This is a genomic window from Acinetobacter junii (genome assembly GCF_018336855.1).
Taxonomy (GTDB): domain Bacteria; phylum Pseudomonadota; class Gammaproteobacteria; order Pseudomonadales; family Moraxellaceae; genus Acinetobacter; species Acinetobacter junii.
This window is the reverse complement of the sequence record NZ_CP059558.1, coordinates 2,494,724-2,517,246: the sequence shown is the minus strand read 5'-3', so window position 1 is coordinate 2,517,246 and position 22,523 is coordinate 2,494,724. Positions and strand designations below refer to the sequence as shown.

The window sequence follows — 22,523 nt, the reverse complement described above, 5'->3', positions numbered from 1 at the left end:
AAGAATTTTTAGAATATAAAGTCATGATAGTTACATCAAACGAAGAATTTAAACACCTAAAAAAACAGATTAAAGAATATTTTGAAAGGATTGCTCAGCATATTAATATGAGTAAAACTGTGCTGTTTTATTCATATGGCGATCGAGAAAATCGTTGCCAAGTTTGGAATTCTTCATACTTAGAATTAAATAACGCGTTAAATCAACTTTTTGAAATACTGGATCATCAATTTGCAATCAATCAACAACTCAATGAATATATAAAAATTGATTGTGCTTACAACATTCAAAAGGAAGATTGGCAAAAAATAGATCAAGCCATAAAAAATCAACAGCACAATAACCATTACCGTAAGGGGTTAAGTTTTGATGAAAAATTTACTATTTGCTTTCTAGAACAAGAGCTTTATGGAAGGGCAATTATTCGTGGATTAAGTTATGATCAGCCGAATTACTTTGACCAAGATAACCTAAACTCGGCACTAGAATATAAATATTCAAACCAGAACACATCTATACAATTCAAGCAACTTGAATATGCTTGGACTTTTGACACCTACGCTGTGTTTTATGAAAATGGTCAACTGATTCCTTTACAAAGCCAATTTACTGAAAATGGAGTACGTTATTTAACAAGCGACAAAAAGACGCACATCAAAGACATCATTAAAAAAAATGCGAGCTTTTTATCAAGTCAAATAGCACAAGATGGAAAATACAATTACGGTTTTTTCCCTGCCTACGATCGTTCTATCAGAAGCTATAATACGGTCAGACACTGTACTACGACCTATTCATTACTAGAAACCCTGATCATAGACAAAAATGACTCAGTTCTTGGTCGTTGCAAATTAGCAATAGAGTATGCATTTCAACATTTCTATGTAGAAATTCAGCCTAATCAAGCTTATATGTTAGATGGATCGACTCCAGAAGATTTAGATGAAATAAAATTAGGAGCAAATGCAGCAGCGTTGTTAATGCTAACAAAATATCAGGAGATTACAGGGGAGACTACTTATCTAAATCAGGCATTGGCATTGGCTAAGGGTATTCAATCTTTGATGAATAGTGAGGGTGAAACTTCACATGTATTGCATTATCCAAGTTTAGAAATGAAAGAAAAATTTAGAATTATTTATTACGATGGTGAAGCTGCTTTAGCCTTACTGCGTTTATATCAACTACATTCAGATGAGCATCTATTAAACAGTGTCAAACTTATGTTTGAACGATTTATACAAGAAAAATACGAGCGTTATCATGATCATTGGTTGAGTTATTGCACCAATGAACTTACCAAAATTTGTGCAGAAGAAAAATATTTCTTATTTGGAATAAAAAACTATGTCAGGCATATGATTTTTATTCGTAATCGAAAAACTACTTATTCAACTCTTCTAGAAATGATGATGTCTGCATATCTCATGGTCAATCGGATCAAAGAATTGGGTCTCAATGATATTCTTGAGAAAGCACATTTTGAAGATCTCAAGAAGTTGATTGAATTCAGGGCTGAATTTCAGAGAACTGGTTTTTTCTATCCAGAAGTTGCGATGTATATGGCATGTCCTGAAAAGGTTTTGCACGCATTTTATGTCAGACATGATCGTTTTAGAGTTCGTATTGATGATCAGGAACATAATCTTTCAGGTTATATCGCCTATGTACAACATTTTAACTAGTCAAAATCTAGGATCATGACTATGAAATTACAAGAAGAAATAAAAATAATTTCGCATTTGCATCAAGAAACTTTCCAACATCCAATTTGGAATCAAGTATTAAATGTCGATTGCACTCATTGGATGACTTTACTTTTAGCCATCGAACATATTTCCGATCAAAAAATTCAATTAGATGATGTGATTCCGATTGAGAAACAGCAACAAGAAAATTTTTGGGCAAGTTTTGAGAAAAAAAATTATTCGGTTTTAGCTCTTCTACAGCGCCTCATTCTGACTGCAGATAAGGAAATGAGTCAGCACATTTTGTCTCATATTTTTGGAAATATGCTGATTGCTCAAGAAGTTATAGATAAAAAATTAAAAGAATTAGACATAGACTCACATCGGGTAAAAATTAAAGATTTATATGTGATCGCTCAGACAATATTTGAGCTGCCAAATGCACTAATCAAGAAAATATTTTCTATCCAGCCGCTTATTGATAGTGCAAATATTCCATTAAAAACATTACTTTTTAGTTGTACTCAACTTGATGCACTTATGTATTTAGAGTTTGAACAAAGGATACTATATTGTTCCTTTCGTGCTCAAAATCAAAGTATCGGCCTGTTTTCCTTATTAGATAATATCCATCGAATAGATCATCTCGTGCCTTATTATCATTATTTTTCAGAAGGCTTAATTGAAAATAAAACCATTCAGCCTAAAACTGAATGGATGAATGTAATGGGGGATACTTATTTTGGTGAATACTATACAGAAATTAGAAAATGTCGTGGTCAAGATGATGCGTTGCAACGTTATGGTTATGGGCATTCATTTGAAAAAATTAAATCTTTCTTTCAAAAAGATGATATTAATTGCATTAATTTTGAAGCGGTATTTAATACAGAAACGCGTTCACCATTACAAGATGCAAAAGCTTTTATTTTAGGGGCTGATCATACTCAAACGCTTGAACAGTTTCAGCATTTAAATATCAATCTTGTCAATCTCGCAAATAACCACTTAAAAGATTATGGTAGCAAAAGTTTAAAATTTACCTTAGATAAATTTGAGGGAGCAAACATCTGTCATATGGGTGCAGGTGTCGATCAGCAGAAAGCTCATCAGTTTATTGAGTTAAATCTCAAACCTAAAAAAGTTGCTATTTTTAATGGCTATTGGCATCGTGATATTGCTTATCAAGACTATGACTTTTATGCATTAGGTAAGAGTGCAGGCGTGGCTTGCTTAAATGCCATCCTATTTGAACAAATCATGCAATATCGTATGCAGAATCCAGATGCAAAAATCATTGTAATTTGTCATTGGGGCATAGACTTTAAATCGATACATCCTGAACAAGAAAAACTAGCCAACTTATTTACACAGATTGGTGTTGATTTAATTATCGGACATGGTGCTCATACGATTCAATCCATTCGCTATGTTAATAATAAGCCAGTTATTTTTGGCATCGGTAATGGAGTGTTTAATAGCAATGGAGAATATGAAAAATACCAAGCTTTACCATTTGGAGCTATCATTAGAATTAATTTAGTAAAAGAAGTTGTTCAGTTGTATCCTATTTTTACTGATAATTTATCAAGTTTTTGGCAACCTTATCCTGTCAATCAGCAACAATTTGAACGAGCAAGTGATTACTTAACCAAAGACTTAAATCAACATCATTTTAGAATTAGGAAAAATGATTTAGGGTTTTATGTAGAACTAAATATTTAAGGATACTTTGAGTAATTATCTAGAATTATATTCAATTGCTCAGAAGTAAAACCAAGATTACGTAATCCGCCACTGCCTAGTTTGCAATCATAACTAGTCATGATATTTGTCGGTGTGGTTTTCTTGGCGTTTGGTGCACAGACATGATTGAGACCAAAAGCATGTCCCATTTCATGAATACTCGCAGCTTGAGTCTGATAATTTAATCGTTCCCAATCAATTAGAATGAAAGGTCGACCTTGATTCCTAAAACCCCAACTCGTGATATCACTATATTTCAGCTTGGGGGAGTAGGAGTCATAGATAATAAATAAAACTTCTTTACTTTTGCGTTTAGGAAAACAATCTTTGACTGCACTAGGCACATTTTCAGTGACTAAATCCATTGGTTGATTCAGTTTTGAAGCAAGATCACATTTCCTTTTTGTAAAATCACGATATGAATAGTAGTGATTCATCTTAAACTTGAAGATCTTATTGTTATTTTCATCCAAAAAGTAACGATTTAAGATTTCAATTTCTTTTTGCATCTGAGCTTTAGTATCAAAGATCTTTGCTTGAGGTCGATTGATTGTATAAACAAAAGTAAGATATACGATAGGCAAATGATCGGATGAATCAGTTTTGTACTTATATGGGGTAATTTTAATAGGTGGTTTTTTGGAAGGTGTGCATGAAGCTGTAATCGCAATACTCAGTATGGATACAAATAATAGTTTCAATTGCATCTTCGAACTCTCAACTCTTCAAGATTTTAATTGTTATGGAAGTATTTTAATGTGGATTTAGACATGCTAACAGATTTTATGAGTAATGATGATGAATGATACCAATGAACTACAACGCCAAATTCTTGAAGTCGTCGCTTTAATTCCATTTGGAAAGGTCGCTACCTATGGACAAATTGCTCAACTAGCTGGGCTACCAAAACATTCCCGTCTTGTAGGTACAGTTTTAAAGAATTTAGATGAAGGAAGTCAGCTTCCATGGCATCGGGTAATTAATTCACAAGGTAAAGTGAGTACAACAAACCTAGATGAACATGGTGAAAATCGACAGTTAAAGCTATTAAAAAATGAAGGTATTTTGTTAGAGAATCACAAAATTAAATTAAAAGATTATCAATGGATATTTTAACTAATTATTAATTGAACAAACGATAAAAATAATATTGAAGCTTTATTACATATAAAATACAATTCGATTACAAAAAAATACATACCTTGTTTTGGAAATTAAATGAAAAAATTATTCATTGCATGTTCAGTTTTAGCCTTAAGTTTATCTGGATGTGCAAGTATTATATCTGGTAGTACTCAAACGATGACATTCCAGAGTACGCCTGAATATAGCAATATTACAATTTTAAATCGTGCTGGAAATAAAATTCATGTTGGTCAGTCTCCAGTTACAATCAATTTGAAGCGTGGAGCAGGTTTCTTCAAGCCTGAAAAGTATCAAGTTACTTTTGAAAAAGAAGGATTTGAGACAAAAACAATTAATATCTCATCTAGCATTAATGGATGGTATGTCGGAAATATTTTATTTGGTGGGTGGATTGGATTGTTAATAGTGGATCCTGCTACAGGGGCGATGTATACCTTAGACTCTAAAAATAGTAATGTTGTACTAAATGATTTGAAGAAAGACGTTGCTCCTAATGCTCAATCACTAACGATCGTATCTACCGATGAATTACCAAAAGATGTGTTAGATAAAGCTAAGCTTGTTAAATAATAAAAAACTGCATGCCTGAAATTGGGCATGCAGTTTTTATTTAGATTAACGATAATCTTAAATCAGCGAACGATCAGAACAGGAATATGACTTTCCCCCAAAACTTTCTGAGCAACGCTACCTAAAATAAACTTTTTAAATCCAGTTCTACCATGAGAACCCATGATAATTAAATCCACTTCAAGATTTTGAGCAGCTTTAATAATTTCCTCATGAACTGAAAAACCTTCTACAACTTGTGTTGCAACTGTTTGTCCCAATTCTTCAAATTGTTTTTGAGCTTTCGTTAAATTTTCCTGAACATAAGATCGCACACGTTCGATCAATTCATTACTTTGCCCCATACGTAAATACGCATCTGCCAAATATGGGTCTAAAGTCATTACTTGAACCAAAGTAATTTGGCTATTTAAAGCTTTAGCAAGTTGTGCTGCTTGCTGAATGACATTTGCTGAAATTTCAGAGTCGTCGATAGCGACAAGAATTTTTTGATAAGCCATGATAAATACTCCTTATTATTACACTTTGATTCGCTTCTAAATTTTTGTTTAAAATAAAAACTATACTTTCATATTAAACTTATTATTCGCATAATAAAACCTAGTAATTTCATAAGAATAATTGTTGGTTTTAGATGTTTTGATGTGTTTAGTTATTTGAAAAATATAAGAATATTAAAATTATATAAGGTGTATTGTAAAGTTAATTATTTTATAGACTTTTGTCTAAATATGAGCGTAAACCATCAAGTTGATCAGTTTGTAATAGTTCTCTAATTTTTAAAATCTGCTTTTCATCTAGCTCATAGAGTTTTAAAGAAAGTATTCTTTCAATATCTGTTTCAGAAAAACGATACTTAATAATTTTAGCAGGTACACCGCCTACAATTGCATAAGGTGGGACATCTTGAGTGACTATAGCTCCTGTGGCAACCACAGCACCTTCACCGAGTTTAACACCTTGCATGATCATGGCTCTGCTTCCAATCCAGCAGCCATCTGCAATTATGGTGTCACCCGCAGGGAGAAAACTGCGTGTATCAAAGGGGAATGTTGAGATCCAGTCTGGTCTATGCAGCTGATTGCCGCCCATCATAATGACACATTCGGCACCGAAGCAAACAAAATTACCAATATAAAGTTGGTCTATTGGTTTATCTGGTGTGGATACTTTGTCATGTAGATAACGTACTACACAACGTTCAAAACCCTGATCCCAATAAGCAGAATAATAGGAATAATTACCTTTAATATGGATATTTGGATTCTTTACAGTTTTCGCAATAAATTCGAACTCACACCAATGTTTAACAGGGGAGTTGATCGAAGTTGAGTCCATTTACATTTCACAGAATAATTTGAGAAGAAAAACCCCTCAAAGGTGAGGGGTTAATTGGGCTTGGAATATTATAGGTATTCCACGCTCACGATTTCGTATTCAACTTCACCTTGTGGTGTTTGAATTTTAGCTTCATCGCCTTCGCTTTTGCCTAATAGGCCACGTGCGATCGGAGAGTTCACTGAGATTTTATTAATTTTAAAATCTGCTTCATCGTCGCCTACGATTTTATAGGTCTTACGTTCTTCAGTATCTAGGTTTTCAATCGTTACCGTAACACCAAATACAACACGACCGTTTTGTTCAAGATCTTTAACGTCAATTACCTGACATGCGCCAAGTTTACCTTCGATATCTTGAATACGACCTTCACAGAAGCCTTGTTGCTCACGTGCTGCATGATACTCAGCATTTTCTTTGAGGTCACCATGCTCACGTGCCTCAGCAATAGCCTGTGTAATACGTGGGCGATCAACTGTTTTTAACTGTTGTAATTCTTTCTCTAAGGCAACCTTGCCTTCAGGAGTCATAGGATAACGTTGCATTTTAGTCCCCTCTAAATTGGTTGGGAAAATACAGGATTAAAAAAAGAAAAAGCCCGCCACCGATAAGGTGACGGGACTTTATCGGTAGAGAATTAACCTACAGTTTGTAAATCTTGCAAGCGGTATACATCCATTGGCAATTTCACAGCAAATGCTTGGCAAACTGCTTCTGCACCATTGATTGTCGTTGTGTAGTACACTTTGCCTTGTAGGGCAGCACGACGAATCATTGCAGAATCGTATTGAGCTTGTTTGCCTTCAGTGGTGTTGACAATAAGATGAATTTCACCATTTTTCAAGCGGTCTACAATGTGTGGACGGCCTTCAGTCACTTTATTGACTGCTTCACATTCCAAACCAGCTTCTTGCAATACTTGGTAAGTACCGTTGGTTGCAACAAGTTTGAAACCGTAAGCAATCAATTGTTTAGCGATATTAGCAATATATTTCTTGTCTGATTCACGAACAGATAAGAATGCATATTTCACTTCGCCTTCAGTTGGCAAGCCTGGTAAACGTTCATTTGAACCAAGCACAGCTTTGTAGAATGCTTCGCCAAAAGTTTCACCTACACCCATAACTTCGCCCGTAGATTTCATCTCAGGTCCAAGCATTGGGTCAACACCTTGGAATTTAGCAAACGGGAATACCGCTTCTTTTACAGCAAAGTGAGTTGGGATGATCTCTTTAGTGAATCCTTGAGATTCTAAAGATTGACCAGCCATACAACGAGCAGCAACTTTCGCTAAAGATTCACCGATACATTTCGATACGAAAGGAACCGTACGTGATGCACGTGGATTCACTTCAAGTACATAAATGTCGTTGCCTTTTACTGCAAACTGAACGTTCATCAAACCTACAACGCCAAGCTCTTTTGCCATCGCAACAGTTTGACGACGCATTTCATCCTGAACTTCTTGTGAAAGAGAGTAAGGAGGAATCGAACATGCTGAGTCACCTGAGTGGATACCTGCTTGTTCAATATGTTGCATGATACCGCCAATCACGACGTCTTTACCGTCAGATACGCAGTCCACATCAACTTCAGTTGCATCATCAAGGAAACGGTCAAGAAGAACAGGCGCTTCATTAGACGCTTGAACTGCTTCACGAAGGTAACGCTTAAGTTCTTCTTCGTTATATACGATTTCCATTGCGCGACCACCTAATACATAAGATGGACGAACAACTAGCGGGTAACCAACTTTTGCAGCTTCAGAGATACCTTCTTCAGCAGATTTTACAATGCTGTTGTTCGGTTGACGAAGTTGTAGACGTTGAATCATTTGCTGGAAACGTTCACGGTCTTCTGCACGGTCAATCGCATCTGGAGATGTACCAATGATTGGTGTACCTGCTTCTTCCAAAGCACGAGCCAATTTCAAAGGTGTTTGACCACCGTATTGTACAATCACGCCTTTAGGCTTCTCAGTACGTACGATTTCAAGAACATCTTCCAATGTAACAGGTTCGAAGTACAAACGATCTGATGTGTCATAGTCAGTTGAAACAGTTTCAGGGTTACAGTTCACCATGATTGTTTCGTAACCGTCATCACGCATAGCTAGGGCAGCGTGTACACAGCAGTAGTCAAACTCAATACCTTGACCAATACGGTTCGGACCACCACCGATGACCATGATTTTGTCACGGCTTGATGGATTTGCTTCACATTCTTCATCATAAGTTGAATACATGTAAGCTGTACCTGATTCGAACTCAGCAGCACATGTATCAACACGTTTATAAACTGGATATACACCCAAGTTCCAACGTTGTTTACGGAATTGCTTTTGCGAAATACCCATTAAGTCAGCAATACGAAGGTCAGATAAACCTTTGCGCTTGAATGAACGGATATTGTCAGCGTTTAAATCACCAAAACCTAGAGTTTTTACTTGAGCTTCAGTTTTAACGATATCTTCAATTTGGATCAAGAACCAACGGTCAATCTTCGTTGCTTCAAACACTTCATCTAATGAGAAACCATGACGGAATGCATCGGCAACATACCAAATACGATCTGGACCTGGAACTTTAAGCTCTTTTAAGATGATGTCTTTAGCATTTGCTGTACCAACTTCGATTTTTTCATCAAAGCCACTCACACCGACTTCAAGACCACGAAGTGCTTTTTGAACAGATTCTTGGAAGTTACGACCAATCGCCATCACTTCGCCCACAGATTTCATCTGAGTTGTAAGAACAGGCTCAGCTTGTGGGAATTTTTCGAAGTTAAAACGTGGAATCTTGGTTACGACATAGTCAATTGCTGGTTCGAAGCTTGCAGGTGTTACACCGCCAGTGATGTCATTTTTCAATTCATCAAGGGTATAACCAACAGCAAGTTTTGCAGCAATTTTTGCAATCGGGAAGCCAGTAGCTTTAGACGCAAGCGCAGATGAACGAGAAACACGAGGGTTCATCTCGATCACAACCATACGACCATCTTTCGGATTAATACCGAACTGAACGTTTGAACCACCTGTTTCAACACCGATTTCACGCAGAACAGCAACCGATGCATTACGCATGATTTGATATTCTTTATCTGTCAATGTTTGAGCAGGGGCAACAGTGATTGAGTCACCAGTATGCACGCCCATTGGGTCAAAGTTTTCGATCGCACATACGATAATACAGTTGTCGTTTTTATCACGAACAACTTCCATCTCGTATTCTTTCCAACCAATTAATGATTCATCAATCAATAATTGTTTAGTTGGAGAAAGATCGAAACCGCGTTCACAGATTTCAATAAATTCTTCTTTATTGTATGCGATACCACCACCAGAACCACCCATCGTGAATGACGGACGAATGATCACTGGGAAGCCGAAACGTGCTTGAATTTCCAATGCATGTTCCATGCTTTCAGCAACATCAGCACGTGGACATTCAAGTCCAATTTTACGCATTGCGATGTCAAAAAGTTTGCGATCTTCTGCTTTCTCAATCGCTTCTTTTGATGCACCAATCAATTCAACGTTATATTTTTCTAAAATACCGTTAGCATCTAATGCAAGTGCACAGTTCAATGCAGTTTGACCCCCCATCGTTGGGAGAACTGCATCTGGGCGTTCTTTTTCAATAATTTGTGCAACTGTCTGCCAAGTGATCGGCTCGATATAAGTTGCATCCGCCATTGAAGGGTCGGTCATGATGGTCGCTGGGTTAGAGTTCACCAAAATAACACGGTAACCTTCTTCACGAAGCGCTTTACATGCTTGCGCACCAGAGTAGTCAAACTCACACGCCTGACCAATGACAATAGGACCAGCACCAATAATTAAGATGCTTTTAATATCCGTACGTTTAGGCATTATTCGCTCCTTAATTACTTCTTAGCTGCTTCGATAAGTTCGATGAAATGATCGAACAACGGAGCGCAATCATGTGGACCAGGACTCGCTTCAGGGTGACCTTGGAAGCTAAATGCTGGTTTGTCAGTGCGATGAATACCTTGGTTTGTACCATCAAACAATGAACGATGTGTTACTTTTAAGTTTGAAGGTAAGGTGCTTTCATCAACTGCAAAGCCATGGTTTTGAGAAGTAATCATCACTGTACCATTCTCAAGGTTTTGTACAGGATGGTTGGCGCCGTGATGACCATGATTCATTTTCATCGTCTTCGCACCAGAAGCAAGCGCTAAAATTTGGTGACCTAAACAAATACCAAAGACTGGTAATGTTGTGGTTTCAACAATGGTTTTAACTGCTTCGATTGCATAGTCACATGCTGCTGGATCACCAGGACCATTTGACAGGAAAACGCCATCTGGATTTAAAGCAAGGACTTTTTCAGCAGGTGTTTGTGCAGGAACAACTGTTAATTTACAGCCGCGATCTGCGAGCATACGTAAGATGTTGGTTTTGACACCATAATCATATGCAACAACATGATATTTAAGTTCTGGTTGGGTAAAACCTTTGCCTAATGCCCAAGAACCTTCAGTCCATTCGAAACCTTCAGGGTCACAGCATTCTTTAGCAAGATCAAGACCATTTAAACCACCGAATTCACGTGCTTTGGCGATAGCTTCTTCTTCTGTAATATTTTCGCCAGCAAGGATACAACCGTTTTGTGCTCCTTTTTCACGTAAGATACGAGTTAACTTTCGTGTGTCAATATCTGCGATTGCAACAACATTATGTTGTTGTAAATATTCGCTAAGTGATTGCTCAGAACGGAAGTTACTGTGTAATAGTGGAAGATCACGAATAATTAAACCATTCGCCCATACTTTATGGATGCGACCTGATTCAACGTCTTCACTATTACAGCCAGTATTTCCGATATGAGGATAAGTCAACGTAACAAGTTGCTGTGCGTAACTTGGGTCAGTCAAAATTTCTTGATAACCAGTCATGGCAGTATTAAAAACGACTTCACCAGTCGTACTACCCGATGCACCGATAGACGTTCCTTTAAAGATCGTTCCATCTGCGAGGGCTAAAATGGCGGGGGTGCTCAAACCAAAGCTCCTGAACTAAAACCACAAAAATAGGGCTGTAAAAAAGCGAGTAGACATAAAAAAAGGTAGGCTGTCTTTAAAAACATGCCCCTCCTTCCAGTCTGCTCGCTTGTAACTTAACAGCGCATTATACGCATGAGTCTCTGAAAAGTCTATGTGTTTTATTTATTAAAGTGAGTTAAAAGCACACGTGTAAAAATGAGGGGCAGAAAAGAGTGTCTATTGCAAAATAACTCATTCTTCTAAGTATAGAATGAGATATTATGAAAATTGTTAGACAATTTTTGCCTGATTCGATACTGAAGCGATTTATCTTATACCTAGCCAAAAAATCAACAATCAGTATAGAGGGGAATCAAAATGGCTGAGAATCAAGCGCCGACAACTGCTGAAGAAGTGAAAGAAGTTGCTGTCGAGAAAACGGCTAAAGCTAAAGAAACTGTTGCTGCAAAAACGGCAGAAGTTAAAGAAGTTGTAGCTGAAAAGACTGCTGAAGTTAAAGAAGCAGTTGCAGAGAAAACAGCAAAAGCGAAAGAAGTTGTGGCTGAAAAGACTGCTAAAGCGAAAGAAGTAATTGCTGAAACTCAAGAACAAGCGAAAGAAGTAATTGCTGAAACTCAAGAGCAAGTGAAAGAAGTGATTGCTGAAACTCAAGAAAAAATTGAGACTGAAGCTAAAGAATTGAATCAAAATATTCAAAATCAATTGACTCAAATCAAGCAAGATTTACTTCAACGTATTGAAGTGATCAAATCACAATTAAATTCTTCTCAAGGTAACTTGGTTGAATTAAAGAATGCGTTGAAAACTGAGTTAAATGCTTTGATTGAAGATTTAACGAAAGTAAGCAAAGAATTAAAAGATGATATTAGCCAAATCTCTGTTAAGCACAAAGATACGCTAGTTGGCAGTTTTAAACGTACTAAAGATCAAGCTGTAGAAGCTTGGAACAAAGTTCGTGCTAGTTAATTACTAGCCAATAAAAAAGCGAGATATATTCTCGCTTTTTTATTGATTAAAATTGATGTAGCCAATCACGTTTGTTGTGAAAATCGGCTTGAGGGCTACTGTGCTGCATTGCAAAATAATGCATACCTTGTGTGGTATTTAATACAGCAGTTAAACCTACAAATAAATCTGACCACTTCAACTTATTGCTTTGCATAAATTGAGTAAGGTCTAAACTTACATTTAATCCGTAATGGGTTTTCTGTAAGTGATTTAGCTCAATATCATATGCAGGAAGTGGCGGTATATTTTCAGGGAATCGGTATTCTTCAAATTGATAAGCTTGCCAAGCTTGAGAAGGGGAAAGATTAATTTCTCTATAGAAATCTTCATCTTTCACACCTACAAAAATTTCAAAACACGTTTGTTCCCATAAAAAGTCGAGGCGAGGATGTGCTGCGACGAGATCGGGATAAATTAAAAACTGATTTGGGTCACGAACCCAAAAACCAACATTTATAGTCGCTGGTGTTTGTTGCTCAATCGCTCCAACAACGGTAATTGCACTAAAACGATCGAAAGCAGAGAGTTCATAACTTGCCATAGCTTGATTACTTGCTTAAATGTGCAAAACGAACGAGATTTGAGAGATTTTGATTTTGTTTGTTCGCTTTCTTATAAAGCAAAACAATTTTACCAATTTTTTGTACTGATTCAGCGCCTGTAGCTTCAACAAGTGCATCAATTACAGCTGCACGATCTTCACGATCTTCACCCGCGATTTTAACTTTGATAAGTTCATGATCATTCAAAGCGCGATTTGTTTCTTCAATTACGTTTTCTGTCAAACCCTGACCACCAATCATAACAACTGGATTCAGCGCGTGGCCAATTTGACGTAAACGTTTGCGCTCATGGATAGATAAAGCCGCCATTTAAAAAATACCTGATTTGAAAAACGAACTAGTATAACTTGCATCCCGTTTCTAAGATAGATTAATGGTGCTTGTGGATGGATAAAAATGATCAAAAATAAGAGAAATATCCAATCTAGATGATCGAAAAAAATCTGTAAAAGTTCGTGTGAATGAAGTACATCCGTACTGTAATGAGAGTAATTTTCACGTACAATGACTAATCAGAAGTTTTTTGAAATTTAGTGAGTTATGGCGACACGCATTACCAATCAAAAATTGTCTAAAAGCAGTCGTGCATGGATGAGAGAGCACTTGGATGATCCTTTTGTGAAAAAAGCACAAAAAGAAGGTTATCGCGCTCGTGCAGCATATAAGTTACTTGAAATCCAAGAAAAATATAAAATGATCAAACCAGGAATGACGGTTGTCGATCTTGGTGCAGCACCAGGTAGTTGGTCACAAATCGCTGGAAAGCTGGTTGGTTCTAATGGTCTAGTAATTGCTTCAGATATTTTACCAATGGATGCACTTCCTGACGTGACTTTCTTACAAGGTGACTTCCGAGAGGAAGAAGTTTTTGAAAAATTGTTAAATATTTTAAATGGACGTCAAGTTGACGTTGTAATTTCTGATATGGCCCCCAATACATCAGGTAATAGGGCTGTTGATCAACCGCGCCAAATTTATCTTTGTGAATTGGCTTTGGATTTTGCTCAAAAAGTTTTAGGACCAAATGGACAATTTATTGTTAAAGTGTTCCAAGGTTCGGGCTTTGACGAATTCAGAAAGCAAGTGGTCGATAGTTTTGATGTATTAAAAACAGCTAAACCTGAGGCGTCACGTGCTCGATCAAAAGAGGTTTTTTTGATTGGACAAGGTCGTAAAAAGGCATTGCAATAAAAGTGTACTTGCCAAGTTGTTAAAAATTGTGCATTTTGTACCTTTTAAGTTTTTTGCAACGCAAATTCATTGCTGTTTTTGTGAAGGTCAGCCAAGATTAGGTATGATCAAATTAGATTGATATGGGAATAAAGCCTTGAGCGATTACTTCAAGAATGCCGTATTGTGGCTCATCATACTCGGTGTTCTGATTTTGATTTTTAGCAACGTCAGTGACCGCAATAAGCCTGCCGCGATGAAATATTCTGATTTCGTAGCAGCAGTTAATGCTGGGCAGATTAAACAAGTCACAATTGACGGTTTAAATATTAGCGGTGAAAAAACCAATGGTTCTTCATTTGAAACGGTTCGCCCACAAGTTGAAGACACTGAGTTGCTACCAAGCTTGAACAAACAAAATGTTGTAGTTGAGGGGACAGCTCCGCAACGTCAAGGCATTTTGATGCAACTTCTCATTGCGAGTTTCCCAGTATTGCTCATCATTTTATTATTCATGTTCTTCATGCGTAATATGGGCGGTGGCGCTGGTGGCAAAAACGGTCCTATGAGTTTTGGTAAGTCAAAAGCAAAAATGTTATCTGAAGATCAAATCAAGGTAACGTTTACTGATGTTGCAGGTTGTGACGAAGCAAAACAAGAAGTCGTTGAAATTGTCGATTTCTTAAAAGATCCAGCAAAATTCAAACGTCTTGGCGCAACTATTCCACGTGGTGTGTTAATGGTTGGTCCTCCAGGTACAGGTAAAACATTATTAGCTAAAGCAATTGCTGGTGAAGCTAAAGTTCCTTTCTTTAGTATTTCTGGTTCTGATTTCGTTGAAATGTTTGTTGGTGTTGGTGCTTCACGTGTTCGTGATATGTTCGAACAAGCTAAACGTCATGCACCATGTATCATTTTCATTGATGAGATTGATGCTGTAGGTCGCCATCGTGGTTCAGGTACAGGTGGTGGTCATGATGAACGTGAACAAACTTTGAACCAAATGCTTGTAGAGATGGACGGTTTTGAAGGCAATGAAGGTGTGATCGTAATTGCTGCCACAAACCGTGTAGATGTATTGGATAAAGCTTTACTTCGTCCAGGTCGTTTTGACCGTCAAGTGATGGTAGGGTTACCTGACATTCGTGGTCGTGAGCAAATCTTAAATGTTCATTTGAAGAAATTACCTTCAGTGACTGGTGTTGATGTTAAAGTCCTTGCACGTGGTACACCAGGCTTCTCTGGTGCGCAACTAGCAAACTTAGTGAATGAAGCTGCATTGTTCGCTGCTCGTCGTAACAAGAACACTGTCGACATGCATGATTTCGAAGATGCAAAAGACAAAATCTACATGGGTCCTGAACGTAAGTCGATGGTGATTCGTGAAGAAGAACGTCGTGCTACTGCGTACCATGAAGCGGGTCATGCCATCGTTGCTGAAATCTTGCCTGGTACTGATCCTGTGCATAAAGTAACGATTATGCCACGCGGTTGGGCTTTGGGTGTGACATGGCAGCTGCCTGAACAAGACCAAACTAGCCATTATAAAGATAAGATGTTGAATGAGCTTTCAATCTTATTTGGCGGTCGTATTGCTGAAGAAGTTTTCATTAATCAAATGTCAACAGGTGCTTCAAACGACTTCGAACGAGCGACTAAAATGGCTCGTGCGATGGTAACCAAATATGGTATGTCAGAAAGACTCGGCGTCATGGTCTATGAAGATGAAAACCAAAATGGTTTCTTTGGAAATGTTGGTAGTCGTACAATTTCTGAAGCTACTCAACAAAAAGTAGATGAAGAAGTTCGTCGTATCCTCGATCAACAATATAAAGTTGCTCGTGATATTTTGGAAAATAATCAAGATATCGCACATGCCATGGTTAAAGCCTTGATGGAATGGGAAACGATTGATCGTGACCAAATTCGTGACATCATGGAAGGGCGTGAACCTCGTCCACCAAAAGTATATGTTGCTGAGAATCCTGTGGCTGCATTTGAACCACCAAAAGATGGTCCATCTACGCCACCACCATTACCAGCAATGGGTTAATACTTTGAAATTAAAAAGAGCAACTTAGGTTGCTCTTTTTTTATGTTCTAAAAAATATATAAATAAAATGAGCATTTGTTAGCTTGGAAATTGCAACTTTATTATTCTATTGAAAATAAATCATCAGCTTGCGCACTTCAGTCTTGTTAATATATACGAACTAGAGAGAGGAGTGTCTAAATGCAGTTGATGCCATTACCAAATTGTCAGTTGAAGTGTGGTCGTTTAAGTTTAGATTTATCTCAACCTCAAATTATGGGTATTCTGAACGTAACTCCTGATTCTTTTAGCGATGGTGGGTTGCATCATCAAAAAGATCAAGCAGTACAACGTGCGTTACAAATGATTGAGCAGGGCGCTACTATCATTGATATAGGCGGAGAATCTACCCGTCCCAATGCTTCACCAGTCGAACTAGAAGAAGAAATTCGCCGTGTGATTCCTGTGGTTGAAGCATTATCAAAACACGATGTGATCATGTCGATTGATACCAGTCAGCCCGAGGTGATACGTGCGGCAGTGAAAGTAGGTGCACATATTTGGAACGATGTTCGTGCACTCACACGTCCCAAAGCATTAGAAACGGCTGCCGAATTGAATATACCTGTAGTTTTGATGCATATGCGTGGTGAGCCGACTAATATGAATCAGTTAGATCAATATGAAAATGTGACAGAGGACGTGATTCAAGAGTTACAACAGCGTCTAGATCAAGCTGTTCAAGTTGGAATCAAACCTGAAAATATTATTCTCGATCCTGGTTTTGGTTTTGCTAAAAATGCTCAACAGAACTTCCAATTACTAAACGAGTTTTGGAAACTGAATCGCATGGGATTTCCTTTGCTATCTGGTTTATCTAGGAAAAGATTTATTGGTGATGCATTAGCAGGTATACCAGCACAAGAGCGTACAGTAGGGAGTGTCATGGGACATATGTTAAGTATCCAGCAGGGTGCGAGTATTGTTCGCGTACATGATGTTAAGGCGACTAAAGATGCAATCAATGTTTGGGATAGAATGTTGTTCAGTTCATTGTAATTTAAGAGAAATTATGAAGATAAAGATACATTAACATACGGTGTATCTTTATTTTTTTACGTAGAATATTAAGCAAAAGACATATCTAAAAAAATTGAAATTAGATCTAGGGGCTTTAAGATGTATCAATCAAAGAAAATTTTGAGTTTAGCAGTACTCAGCTCTATGCTCGTTGCTTGTGGTAATCCAGTCAGGGAAACAGGCATTGTTGCTATGTCACCGCCGCCGACTGCGCACATGTCTTCGGAAATGGCACGTAAGATGGTTACACCGTCTTACATAGCTGCAATCCCTGCACCTGAGCGAGTAAAACTTGAGGCAAACACAGAAAAATATCAAAAGAATGAAGTCAATCCAGTTCATCGCGTAGCTGAGCAAGCAGTTTCTACTTTTAGTATAGATGTCGATACAGGAAGTTATACCAATACAAGACGTTTTCTGAATGATGGTCGCTTGCCTCCTGTTGATGCTATTCGTGTCGAGGAAATGATTAATTATTTTGATTATCAATATCCTCAACCTGTTGGAATCCATCCATTTTCAGTGACAACGGAAACTGTTGATTCTCCATGGAAAGAAAATGCCAAATTAATCAAAATTGGCATTCAAGCAAAAGATTTATCAGTCAAACAGTTACCTGCTGCTAATCTTGTTTTTTTAGTCGATGTTTCAGGCAGTATGGATGATCCAGATAAATTGCCATTAGTGAAGCAAACATTAAGAATCTTAACTGAACAGCTTCGTCCTCAAGATAAAGTAACGATTATTACTTATGCGAGCGGGGAAAAATTAGTTTTAGAACCCACCTCAGGTGATCAAAAAGATAAAATTCTTCGTGTAATTGATGAGCTTCGTGCGGGTGGGGCTACATCAGGAGAGCAGGCGATACAACTAGCTTACAAACAAGCTGAAAAAGCATTTATTAAAAATGGAATCAATCGCATTTTATTGGCAACGGATGGCGATTTTAATGTTGGAATTACAGATTTTAGTACCTTAAAAGGTATGGTGGCTGAGAAGCGTAAAAGTGGAGTTTCTTTGACTGCATTAGGTTATGGTACAGGTAATTACAATGAAGAATTAATGGAGCAAATTGCTGATGCAGGTGATGGTAATTACTCTTATATCGACAATAAGAATGAAGCTAAAAAAGTCGTGCAACGTCAGTTATCATCAACATTAGCCACTGTCGCTCAAGATGTTAAAATTCAAGTTGAATTTAACCCAGCAACTGTTAAAGAATATCGATTAGTTGGTTATGAAAATCGTATGTTGAAACAGGAAGATTTTAATAATGATAAGGTTGATGCTGGAGACATTGGTGCAGGACATAATGTCACAGCACTTTATGAAATTATTCCAGTGGGTCAGCAAGGCTGGAATAACGATTCACGCTATCAAGCAAGCACAAAAATCGATGCTTCAAAGAAAACAGAATATGCATTTGTAAATTTGCGCTATAAATTGCCAAATCAAGATAAAAGCATCTTATTGAATCAAGCTGTTCAGCTTGGCAGCAAGCCTCTAGAAAAAGCCAATAGTGATACAAGATTTGCGATAGCAGTAGCATCATATGCACAGCAATTAAAAGGTGGACAATATAATGGTGCAATGGGCTGGGATCAGATCATTCAACTTGGTCAGCAATCTACCCAACCTGATCCATATCAAATGCGTGCAGAGTTTGTAGAGCTTGCTAAGATCGCCAAGAATTTAAGTGCACGAAAAGATTAAAATCTGTTTTCTAAAAAGCGGTTGATAGAGCCGCTTTTTTTATGCCTAAATATCGTGCTTTACATGAGATTGTGATATAAGCATGTCGTTTTATTGATGTATTCATTTTTATGTTTGAAAATTTACTTCTCCCGATGTTTGATGATGATTATTATCCCGATATTCTCGTGGCTGAAATCAAACAACATATTAAGCAATTTTCAAAGAAAGTCAGTCGGTCTGATTTATCTGAAATGGAAATTTACGCAGTAGCTCATCAAACGATGAAAGAAATAAATGAGATGAAACCTCAGTTTGAAGATTTAGAGTCAAGTTTAGATGATACAGCCGCAGATTATATCGCTGAAGCTATGATGATGATTGTTCAAGATGCAGGTTATCTTGATATCGAAATGGAAGAGTTAATTGCCAATCGAGAGTGGTAATCACACTCTCGATATAATTATTTAATAATTACTGCTGAGTTACCTCTTTTTCACTCCATAATTTAGGTAACTTTATTTGGCCAGAAATCCAAGCTTCAACTTTGTTCTGTTTTACTCTTTTGTAATATTTACTTTGACTATGAACGAGTAGCCCAATCGTATCTCCTTGTTGAAGATGGGTATTAATGCTTGGTAACTCAACATCTTGATAATTCTGTGTCTTTAAATTTAATCTAGAAATAATTTGGTCATAAAGTTGCTTACGTTTTGGGTTAAATGGTGTTGTTTGTTCATTAAGAGTCTTATATTTCCCTGTTTGAGCTGACTTGACTGCCATTGAAATAAAAAAAGTTGCATCATCATTTTCTGTTTCGACAGCAAGTGACAATAAAGACGATCCTGTGATGAAGCTTTTTTGATTTGCTGTATGGATAGGGATAAATACATCCTGAGTTGTGTTTGGTGCAATCCATGTTTTGTTCAAATCGTAGGATGTAATCGGTTTTAAATCATTGATTTGGATTGCTGGACTTTGATCAATACAGACTTCAGGAAGTTCAGATGATGAATTTTGATCTTTTAGTTTGAGGTCGAACCAGCTTATTATGGTTTTTTGTAAATCGTAGCTCTTTTGATTCCCACAACGAATAGATTTTCCAATATACCAAAAAGGTGTACTGCCCAAAGGAGAGTGTTGAGCAAATGGCTGTAGATGCCCACCTTCGACACCGATCAAATGTACTTGACGATTCGCTTCTTGCAAGCATTTTGTTGCTTTCACACCTTCATTAAATGGGAAAAGTACATCTCTAAATCCCTGAATAATTAAAGCATCAGCCTGAGGACGTTGTTCACGTTGGCAAAACCAGCTAGCTTGATGTGTTTTTAGAAAATCATAAATGGAAGGATTGAGTTGCTGCTGTTGAGTATCTCGATATGCTTGTTTTAATTCTGGGTCGAATTTGTTCCAATTCCACCAGTCGCCAATCAGATTTAAGAAATCAATCCAATTACTTTTTGGCACACCATTCGGGGCTAAACTTTCAACAATATCGTACCATGTCGTAATAGGAACAATTGCTTGTAATCGTTTGTCTAAAGCTGAAGCAATATATTGCACACCACCTGCATAGGATTCACCAATCATTCCAGCACGAACACCATTTTGATTTTTAGCCAGTTGCGGTAAATTTTGTTCTGCCCAATTTAAAATCGTAATGACATCTTGTGCTTCTTTTTCAGGGTCTGTTAAGCGAATCTTTCCTTGACTCCCCCCATGTCCTCGTTGATCAAAACTGATGACCCAATAGCCTTTTTTCCAAGCTGATTTGGCAACCTGCCCAGTTGGAAGTAGAAAACCATACAAGCTTAGTTCAGGGCGCTTCATGCGAGATAGGCCGAAACCATGTGTATGGAGGATTAATGGGGCAGTTTGATTTGTTGATAGTTTGGGTTGATAGACGGTAAAAGCAATCAAGGTTCCATCAGAAGCTTTTGTTTTGACTTGATAATAACGTTGTTTTAGCTCAGTCGTATGAGCTTTAGAAATTTGATTTGGTTGAACAGTGGCATGCACACAGCCTTGTAAAATCAAAAATACAGCGAACCAAATCCATAAAAGGCTACTACGCATTGATTCTTTCATCCTTGAATAAATCTTTCTATAAGTAGTGTAACTGTAGCATAGCGGGTTATGCTATCGACGAGTCGGTCATTTTACTGACCAACTCGAGTTCTGATTAGCTAGTATTTAGTTCTAGGATAGGTATACGCAAAAAGACCAAAACACAGCAAGCCCAATCCAGTAACCAAATATAAATGGATTTGCTCATGATTAAATAAGGTACCCCAAATTGTTGCCAGTACTGGAGTAATAATCGTAATGAGCATGACTGTTGTTGGATTGAGTTTTTGGACTAAGTGAAAATAAAAAATCATAGCCAAAACTGAAGAGCACAAAGCACTATAGAGTAAAGCTATAGAGGTTTGAATGCTTGGCAGCTCTGTTGGAATTGCTGACAGAAAAAAGGGAAGTAGGCACACATAACCTAACCATGACACGATCGTTGAACCTGTCATTTGAATGATAGGGTGTATACCAGCTCCAACTCGTGCAATTGCAAACATCGATAATACATAGAGCATCACTGCAATGATTTCATAAATCACGCCAACAAGATCAAGTTGAATATCGCGTGAACCGATACCTATTGTCAGTAACAAGCCTATAAAGGCAATCGTCAGACCAAACCATTGGCGGTTATGAAATCGTTCTTGTTTAAGGATAAAAACTGAAATCAAACCTGTCCATAAAGGTGCTGTTCCATAAATGATTGAAATCATGCTGGATGAAACTCGAGTTGCTCCCATATAGCAAAATGTCATAGAACCAAATAGTCCCAATGCACCTGCGAGATAACTCATCAGTGCCTGTTTACTGAGGGTTAATTTAAGTCGAAAGCAGACTAAACAAATGAGTGCAAAAGGAATTGCCAAACTGAATCGGATAAACAAGCCCCACGCCCAATGAATCTCATGCACGGTCCAGACGGCTGCTAACGGAGTGAGCGACCAAATCAATACAACCGCAATAAATTGCCCGACTGTAGCAAGGCGAGGGTGAAACATCGCTACAGTCGGCGAAGTCGGTGTTGGTGAAATAAAATTCTTTTGTTGTAGCTGTGTCATTTGATAACTTCCTTATGGATAGGTTTTTTTATGCAATAAAAAAAGGTCGCTGTTGAGGCGACCTTTCTGTTGTGAATGTTTTATTTAGTCATTCATTTGATCAACGTTAGAAAAGTTTCCTCGCATAAAAATGCAGACACGTCGCCATGCTGCATAGGCTGAGACGCGATGCGAAATTTGTACTAAACGTGGAGAAAAACTTTTCGATTTAGTCATAAGAGGTTTAACTGAATATTTGTAATTTTTATAACATAAGATATGTCTGAAAAATAGTCATATTTATAGTGGCAATAAAATAGATTTAAGGAAAATCATATTTTAAAAATTG

General features: G+C 37.4%; 20 protein-coding genes. 10 read left to right on the top strand and 10 right to left on the bottom strand.

Annotation, left to right across the window (positions count from 1 at the left end):
• Positions 1 to 23: 23 nt before the first annotated feature.
• Entirely contained in the window at positions 24 to 1,685 is a 1,662-nt protein-coding gene (locus tag H2677_RS11675) for a poly alpha-glucosyltransferase (RefSeq protein WP_212638608.1), read from the top strand.
• A gap of 21 nt (positions 1,686 to 1,706) precedes the next feature.
• A complete protein-coding gene (locus tag H2677_RS11670) occupies positions 1,707 to 3,413 on the top strand; it encodes a CapA family protein (protein WP_212638607.1) in 1,707 nt (568 codons plus the stop codon).
• Here the strand turns inward: H2677_RS11670 and H2677_RS11665 are convergent.
• Positions 3,410 to 4,141, bottom strand: coding sequence for a metalloprotease (locus tag H2677_RS11665; protein WP_212638606.1), 732 nt, complete (start codon positions 4,139 to 4,141; stop codon positions 3,410 to 3,412). The two genes, H2677_RS11670 and H2677_RS11665, sit on opposite strands and share 4 nt — an antisense overlap.
• Positions 4,142 to 4,232: 91 nt before the next feature.
• On the opposite strand from H2677_RS11665, the gene H2677_RS11660 reads away from it, so the two are divergent.
• Positions 4,233 to 4,550, top strand: coding sequence for an MGMT family protein (locus tag H2677_RS11660; RefSeq protein ID WP_129263682.1), 318 nt, complete (start codon positions 4,233 to 4,235; stop codon positions 4,548 to 4,550).
• A 102-nt stretch (positions 4,551 to 4,652) separates the two neighbouring features.
• Positions 4,653 to 5,150 (top strand): peptidase associated/transthyretin-like domain-containing protein, encoded by a 498-nt coding sequence (locus tag H2677_RS11655; protein WP_099949013.1) that lies wholly within the window; start codon positions 4,653 to 4,655, stop codon positions 5,148 to 5,150.
• Positions 5,151 to 5,212: 62 nt separating this feature from the next.
• On the opposite strand, the gene H2677_RS11650 is transcribed toward H2677_RS11655, so the two are convergent.
• The 5 genes from H2677_RS11650 to carA form a co-directional block, all read right to left on the bottom strand.
• Entirely contained in the window at positions 5,213 to 5,650 is a 438-nt protein-coding gene (locus H2677_RS11650) for a universal stress protein (RefSeq protein WP_004956015.1), read from the bottom strand.
• Between the two features lie 211 nt (positions 5,651 to 5,861).
• On the bottom strand, positions 5,862 to 6,488 hold the full coding sequence (locus tag H2677_RS11645; protein ID WP_004956018.1) for a CatB-related O-acetyltransferase: 627 nt from the start codon (positions 6,486 to 6,488) through the stop codon (positions 5,862 to 5,864).
• Between the two features lie 68 nt (positions 6,489 to 6,556).
• On the bottom strand, positions 6,557 to 7,033 hold the full coding sequence (gene greA / locus H2677_RS11640) for a transcription elongation factor GreA (protein WP_004878279.1): 477 nt from the start codon (positions 7,031 to 7,033) through the stop codon (positions 6,557 to 6,559).
• Between the two features lie 92 nt (positions 7,034 to 7,125).
• Positions 7,126 to 10,359: a carbamoyl-phosphate synthase large subunit gene (gene carB, locus H2677_RS11635; RefSeq protein ID WP_004908293.1), complete on the bottom strand. Its 3,234-nt coding sequence runs from the start codon at positions 10,357 to 10,359 to the stop codon at positions 7,126 to 7,128.
• Between the two features lie 14 nt (positions 10,360 to 10,373).
• A complete protein-coding gene (carA, locus tag H2677_RS11630) occupies positions 10,374 to 11,513 on the bottom strand; it encodes a glutamine-hydrolyzing carbamoyl-phosphate synthase small subunit (protein ID WP_004956022.1) in 1,140 nt (379 codons plus the stop codon).
• A gap of 360 nt (positions 11,514 to 11,873) precedes the next feature.
• Here carA and H2677_RS11625 point away from each other — a divergent pair, with 360 nt between their 5' ends.
• Positions 11,874 to 12,482, top strand: a complete 609-nt coding sequence (locus H2677_RS11625) for a hypothetical protein (RefSeq protein ID WP_004956025.1) — start codon at positions 11,874 to 11,876, stop codon at positions 12,480 to 12,482.
• Positions 12,483 to 12,528: 46 nt separating this feature from the next.
• Here the strand turns inward: H2677_RS11625 and H2677_RS11620 are convergent, their stop codons facing one another.
• Together H2677_RS11620 and yhbY are read right to left on the bottom strand one after the other, a co-directional pair.
• The gene (locus H2677_RS11620) at positions 12,529 to 13,065 is read right to left on the bottom strand and encodes a DOMON-like domain-containing protein (RefSeq protein ID WP_212638605.1); all 537 of its coding nucleotides are present in this window, start codon (positions 13,063 to 13,065) and stop codon (positions 12,529 to 12,531) included.
• Positions 13,066 to 13,072: 7 nt separating this feature from the next.
• On the bottom strand, positions 13,073 to 13,396 hold the full coding sequence (yhbY, locus tag H2677_RS11615; RefSeq protein ID WP_004908282.1) for a ribosome assembly RNA-binding protein YhbY: 324 nt from the start codon (positions 13,394 to 13,396) through the stop codon (positions 13,073 to 13,075).
• 231 nt (positions 13,397 to 13,627) lie between these two features.
• On the opposite strand from yhbY, the gene rlmE reads away from it, so the two are divergent.
• From rlmE to H2677_RS11590, 5 genes are all read left to right on the top strand, one after another.
• A complete protein-coding gene (gene rlmE / locus H2677_RS11610; protein ID WP_004908277.1) occupies positions 13,628 to 14,278 on the top strand; it encodes a 23S rRNA (uridine(2552)-2'-O)-methyltransferase RlmE in 651 nt (216 codons plus the stop codon).
• A gap of 136 nt (positions 14,279 to 14,414) precedes the next feature.
• Entirely contained in the window at positions 14,415 to 16,310 is a 1,896-nt protein-coding gene (gene ftsH, locus H2677_RS11605) for an ATP-dependent zinc metalloprotease FtsH (protein ID WP_004956031.1), read from the top strand.
• Between the two features lie 180 nt (positions 16,311 to 16,490).
• A complete protein-coding gene (gene folP / locus H2677_RS11600) occupies positions 16,491 to 17,348 on the top strand; it encodes a dihydropteroate synthase (protein WP_212638604.1) in 858 nt (285 codons plus the stop codon).
• 120 nt (positions 17,349 to 17,468) lie between these two features.
• Positions 17,469 to 19,082 (top strand): vWA domain-containing protein, encoded by a 1,614-nt coding sequence (locus H2677_RS11595; protein WP_087540165.1) that lies wholly within the window; start codon positions 17,469 to 17,471, stop codon positions 19,080 to 19,082.
• Positions 19,083 to 19,192: 110 nt separating this feature from the next.
• Entirely contained in the window at positions 19,193 to 19,507 is a 315-nt protein-coding gene (locus tag H2677_RS11590) for a DUF5713 family protein (protein WP_004963525.1), read from the top strand.
• Between the two features lie 28 nt (positions 19,508 to 19,535).
• Here the strand turns inward: H2677_RS11590 and H2677_RS11585 are convergent, their stop codons facing one another.
• Together H2677_RS11585 and H2677_RS11580 are read right to left on the bottom strand one after the other, a co-directional pair.
• A complete protein-coding gene (locus tag H2677_RS11585; RefSeq protein WP_212638603.1) occupies positions 19,536 to 21,140 on the bottom strand; it encodes an alpha/beta hydrolase family protein in 1,605 nt (534 codons plus the stop codon).
• A gap of 110 nt (positions 21,141 to 21,250) precedes the next feature.
• Entirely contained in the window at positions 21,251 to 22,195 is a 945-nt protein-coding gene (locus H2677_RS11580) for a DMT family transporter (RefSeq protein ID WP_212638602.1), read from the bottom strand.
• Positions 22,196 to 22,523 lie beyond the last annotated feature (328 nt).